The 5,814-nt window shown below is 42.1% G+C and carries 3 protein-coding genes; 2 read left to right on the top strand and 1 reads right to left on the bottom strand.

The window, feature by feature from the left end; all coding sequences use genetic code 11:
- Positions 1 to 518: 518 nt before the first annotated feature.
- The gene (locus tag D9736_RS23150; RefSeq protein ID WP_167854551.1) at positions 519 to 2,705 is read left to right on the top strand and encodes an inverse autotransporter beta domain-containing protein; all 2,187 of its coding nucleotides are present in this window, start codon (positions 519 to 521) and stop codon (positions 2,703 to 2,705) included.
- A 78-nt stretch (positions 2,706 to 2,783) separates the two neighbouring features.
- The gene (locus D9736_RS23145) at positions 2,784 to 3,497 is read left to right on the top strand and encodes a ZirU family protein (protein ID WP_130259258.1); all 714 of its coding nucleotides are present in this window, start codon (positions 2,784 to 2,786) and stop codon (positions 3,495 to 3,497) included.
- Between the two features lie 382 nt (positions 3,498 to 3,879).
- On the opposite strand, the gene D9736_RS23140 is transcribed toward D9736_RS23145, so the two are convergent.
- A complete protein-coding gene (locus tag D9736_RS23140) occupies positions 3,880 to 5,658 on the bottom strand; it encodes a hypothetical protein (RefSeq protein ID WP_130238314.1) in 1,779 nt (592 codons plus the stop codon).
- Positions 5,659 to 5,814 lie beyond the last annotated feature (156 nt).

Raw genomic sequence — 5,814 nt, 5'->3', positions numbered from 1 at the left:
CTAAAACGGGTCTATTTACATATCCACGGGATGGTTTAACTCTATAGCACAGGATTAATGCTGGCGCAGCAGACAATGTCTAAAGATTTAACGCACTTATCGATTACCAGGACAAATACACTTTTTCAAAATCATTGCAAATACTTTGCCTTTCATTTCAAAAAAATAAATCATAATTTTTATATCCCCTTCAACAGGGTCCAGTGGCTGTATGCTGATTTATAACTCGCTACAGTGCTAACAATCATCCTACTTGTTCATTAACCAAAATTACATCAATACAGGAATCACCCTCTCTTCATGGCGCTTATTCATAATTTAACTTAATGAATGCTGATTATAAGATAGTACATGCTTTTGCTTCATCAACATTTTTTCCTAAAGCAAAATTATTTTTAACATAAAAATGCCTTCATCTATAGAATATGTACAATACCAACAAAATAATTAGCCACGGTTTTGTTCTTAAAAGTATAACGGTCGTGATCGGTTCGATTTGCCAGGTTATATCGCCTGCTATGGCCAGTGCGGATGCCGCTTTGCTCGCCGAGCAAAAAGCCACGCCTTATGAAACGCAACGAGATAGCTCACGTACGGATACAGAAGCGGAAGATCGTGATCAGGAAAATGCTCAATTAACTCAGTTAGCCGCTTTCGCGTCTCAGGCTGGAGGAGTGCTTTCTGGTCATACGGATAGCAACATGGCAAAAGCGATGGCCAAAGGCTTTGTGCTGGGTAAGGCAAATCAAAGCGCCGCTGAATGGCTGCAACATTACGGAACAGCACAAATAGAAATCAACGCCGACGATAACTTATCGCTAAAAGATTCCTCTTTTATATTGCTTCATCCGTGGTACGACGTGCCGAACAATCTGCTGTTTTCTCAAAGCGGCGTCCACCGTGTGGACGGGCGGGGCATTGTGAACCAAGGCATTGGTTATCGCCACTTCAACCAGCAAACGATGTATGGCCTCAATACCTTTATCGATTACGATTTATCTGGTGATCATGCCCGGGCGGGGATTGGCGCCGAATACTGGCGTAATTTTGTTAAATTTTCCGCTAATGGCTACATCGGGCTAACCGGATGGAAAGCATCTCCGAATGTTGAAGATTATGAAGAACGGCCTGCCAATGGTTGGGATTTACGTCTGGAAGGATACCTTCCCGCTCTCCCGCAACTGGGGACAAGGCTAACGTATGAGCAGTATTTCGGTCGGGAGGTCGCGCTGTTTGGTAAAGAAAACCGGCAGAAAAACCCCCGGGTTCTTACTGTCGGCGTGAATTTCACTCCATTTCCGTTGCTGACATTAAGCGCGGAACATCGCACTGGCGAGAGTGGAAAACATGACACTCAGCTAAAAGCGGATGTGAACTGGCGCATCGGCACCCCACTCCGTCAGCAATTAAATACGGATGCCGTAGAAGGCATTCGTACCCTGAATGGCAGCCGCTATGACCTTGTTAATCGTAATAACGACATCGTTCTTGAGTATCGCAAACAAACCGTTATCAAATTACACCTCCCGGGGCGAGTAACAGGAAAATCAAAACAGGTCATTCCGTTGTTGCCTGATGTGCAGGCAAAACATGGTTTGAAAGATATTGAATGGGATGACGCATCATTTTTAGCCGCGGGCGGTAAGTTGATCGGTCAGGGAGCCCACTGGCAGATGGTGTTGCCGGAATGGAAAGATGGCGCGATCAATGCATGGGGAATCTCCGCTATTGCGCATGATACCCGTGGTAATGCATCGCAACCCGCCGAAATGCAGGTTGTTCTTACGCCACCGATAATAAGTAAGAAATATTCCAGTCTTAGCATCGCCGTGGCGCATCTGCTGGCAGATACAAAAACACAAACTACGTTGACAATTGCTCTACTGGATAATGAGAAAAAACCGATAAGCGGCAAAGCAGAGCAGATAATTCTCAATGGTGCATTTACTCCAATCAACTCGCTGGTAGACGGTATGGCTTTGGCGAAAGGAACCGTCACTTTAAAGCCTCAGGCTCCGGTATTGCCGCAACTGGGAAAACTCAAAGAGTCTGGTAATGGAATTTACACAACAACGGTAACTGCCGGTGAAAGTGCTGGAAAATTTACTATTACTGCAAGCCTGGAAGATACAACGCTGGCATCTGCTGACATCATTTTTACAGATACATCAGCCGCACTTGAGCAAAGTACGCTTACTGCTGACAAGACAACGTTTTCTGTCGGAAGCACGGAAAAGTCGACTCTGGCCCTTACCTTGCAAGACAGCAAGGGCCAGCCAATTAGCAACGAAAAAGAACGCATAACATTCTTTATTGCTGACAGTACTGTAGATACATCGAAATATTCCTTCGATACCGTTCAGGAAAGCAACCCTGGACACTACACCACAACATTTAGTGGTCTTCTGGAAAATCCAAAGTTACCTGTTGGCGTCAAAATTAATGGCAAAGATACCGGCAAACGCCTGATCTTTAATCTGACAACAGTTTCTGTCGCAACGGTTACTGGTGTGCCTGTAGTGGGAAATACGCTGACAGCAACAATGCCTTGTAGCACAGACTGCAATGCGTTGACTTACCAATGGCAGAGAGAAGATCAAGCAGGTAGTAATAATTATGTCGATATTCCGGGTGCCACAGCGATGACATATGTTCCTTCCACCGCCGATCAAAAGCGAAAAGTGCGGGTACAAATTATCAAATGACTTATTACTGAGCCAGAAAGTCATCGTTATCCCATATCTGTATTGTGTATTTGTTAATAAATAGTAAGACAAGAGAATATGAAACTAAGCTTAAAAAAAAAGACTGCCGCCAGCATTACAATGGGCTTCTTACTCAGTATGAGTGTTAATGCCGTCGCAGCAATAATCACCTCTTCCGCAACGATGTCCATTACAGGACATGAGCCAACCCTGACTGCAGGTGAGATTACTTTTGAGGATAAAAATGCAAATGGCATTCTTGACCACGGCGATGTCGTAAAAATCGATCCCGCTCATGACTTTGCATTTGCCGATGTTGATGGAGATAAACCCGATACAACGACTCCCCGACTCTATAGCTGGAAGATTGGTTCTACTGAAGTGGCGGTGACCGAAACTTACACTATTCAGGACAAAGATTTAGGACAGACAATTACACTATTTGTTACTCCACAAACTGACAAAAATATTACTGAGCCATTCCAGGGCAAACCTGTTCAGGCTACGGTAAACGGAACAGCGGGTGGACTACCGATTTCTGGAAGCGACGATGTCATTAAAGTGGTAATTAGCGGCGGTACCGGTGTTTCTGGCGCACCTATCGTTAATGACACTCTGACAGCTACACCAACCTGTACAAAAGCGTGCGGTGTATTGAACTACCAGTGGCAGGTCGAGGACTCCGTCAATAGCGGTAAATATATCGATATAACAGGGGCAACAAACAGTACTTGGAAAGTCACTAAAGAGACTCAGAAACGAAAAGTTCAGGTGGTTGTATCCAATCCTTGATACTTCTGTTTTTCTTCCCAAATAAAGGGAATAAAGAACAGTAGTAATGTGCTATTTTTAATAGTCAGAAAACCGCCACACTAATTATAACGGCGGTTTTCTGAAAAACTTAAACTAATCCCCTATGTAGATAAAAATAACAATCAACAAACAGACCTGTAAATCAACAGCCTATTTTTTTGTTATATTTATCGCCTGTACGGTGCATGCAGAATTACCACATTTATCCCAGTGAGGATGCACAACATAAGCACACCCTGCCAATGAAGATAATATGCCACCTATGATTAATAATTTATAATTTGACATATTAATACCAAAATATTATTGCAATAGAATATAAACATGGATGCCAGCGTTATTGCTGGTATCCATGTTTGACTTACATTACTGTATCGATATTAAGAATTAGCGTAGAAGACACAGCTTCAGCGTTCCCTTCAGTCTCATACCAGATAATTAACTTACTACTGGTTGTACCAAAAGGATCGCTGTTGCAATTACAAAGGTCTTCATACATAACCTCGACCTGGAGGTAACCTAGTGTAACATCTGCTGGCATAATTTCGTAGGAGTGAAGCAACCGACTGGGTAAATTTGAATAAACATAATTATCATCATCGTAATACGATAATTCAATTTTAGTATTAATAACATCTCCCGCAGTAAGGTTTCCAGCAACCGGAATACGATAGTACATATGTTCACCAGGCAGGCCATTCCCAATACGATGCTTATTAATGATCCCTCCTGATACCATTTCCGTTCCACTAACATCAATAAAGGTTGGTGATTTTAACGTTCCTTTTTTCGGCGGCGTCACTGGAATTGCCTTCGTGACAATAAGTCTTTTATGTTCAGAAATCCCTACGTTGCCGCTACGTTCAGCAACAATGTATGAAATCCTGTTTTTGGCTTTATTTACGTTATCCTGTACCATTAACTCTGTAGTATCGAATTCAAAGGGATAAATCGTTTTCTGCGGTTTTGAAGGAACCTCATAACGCCCCAAAAAAGTTCGATCACCAATAACAGCTGTTCCCATAAGATCAACATAAGTTGGCTCATTAAACACAAGAATGGTATCGTTTATAAAACCGCCATAATCAGGTTTAGATTCGGTATCTTCCAGAGATTTGAAATGCAAATTCACTTTCTGTTGATCTTCATCAAGAATATCACCGTCAGTATTTTCAAAGTACATTGAATATCCCATGTACTCTGGCGTAATGCCTTCAATAAACAGACCTTTAGAGTCAGAAGTATCAATATCCGGGGAACCTGAACTTACTGTCATTACCAGGAAACCGGCATCTTTAGCACAGGGGTAAATACGGAACTTTGCCACGCCAGTTTTCGATGCTGAATCATTTTTAAGGTTAATAACAAAACCATCAAGTTTACTCGAGGTTAAATTACTAACATAATGATATTGCATGTCAGGATATGCTTTGCCCCCCCCCTGATTAGTATCAGACATCATAAAAAATACGTTTTCGAATACCGCCTGCGCCATACTTACAGGTCGCAGATACAGTTGGATATCCTGATGTGTTTCATCGCCAGGATATTTCGTCAAATTACGTTTATACGTTATCGTACCAGTAATATAGGTGACACCAGACAGATTTGAATAACTATCATTAAGAGTTTCCGGGGCATTCAAATCAATAATCTGAGTGTCATCAAAAGAGATAGTAATCTCATCATCGAGATCAGTATTTGACTCCAGTACATAATATTGGCAGTGACATGTTACTGGCGCAGCTGCTCCCAGGGCTTGTACAGTCAATGTCAAGTCGATCGCTTTATCGCCCAGAGCAATATTGTTAGGTACATTGAACGAATACTTGTACATATAAACTTTGCTACCGTCAGTATCCGTAAATTCTCCCTCACCTTGTGGTTTTGGTAAAATATTTTTACTCGCCACATCCATTTTTATTGCGCTAGGATCCATGGCAATTTCCGCGTTCTGGTATTTATAATAAAATTCCAGATAAATAATCTGCCCTCGCACTATCCCTTTCTGAGAAGGGAAGCTGCATGTTAATACCCCTGGAGTGAGGGCGTTAACATGAGAAGTCACCGGATGAGCATCTCTGAGATATTTCTCAGATTTAAACTTCTCTATAGATTTAATTTTTCGCATATTTAACATGACATCACCTTTAACTTTATTAATTACATTGTTATATCAATGAATACTTCGCGCAGATAAGAGAATTCCTGCTTATTCTGGCAATAGTATTCCACTCTCAGCGTGCTCTGATCCACGCCCTGCGGCGGCATATCGCAGCCCGCCAGATCGTCTATG

It is taken from the genome of Escherichia sp. E10V10 (assembly GCF_004211985.1).
GTDB lineage: Bacteria > Pseudomonadota > Gammaproteobacteria > Enterobacterales > Enterobacteriaceae > Escherichia.
This window is presented reverse-complemented; position numbering and strand designations above follow the sequence as displayed.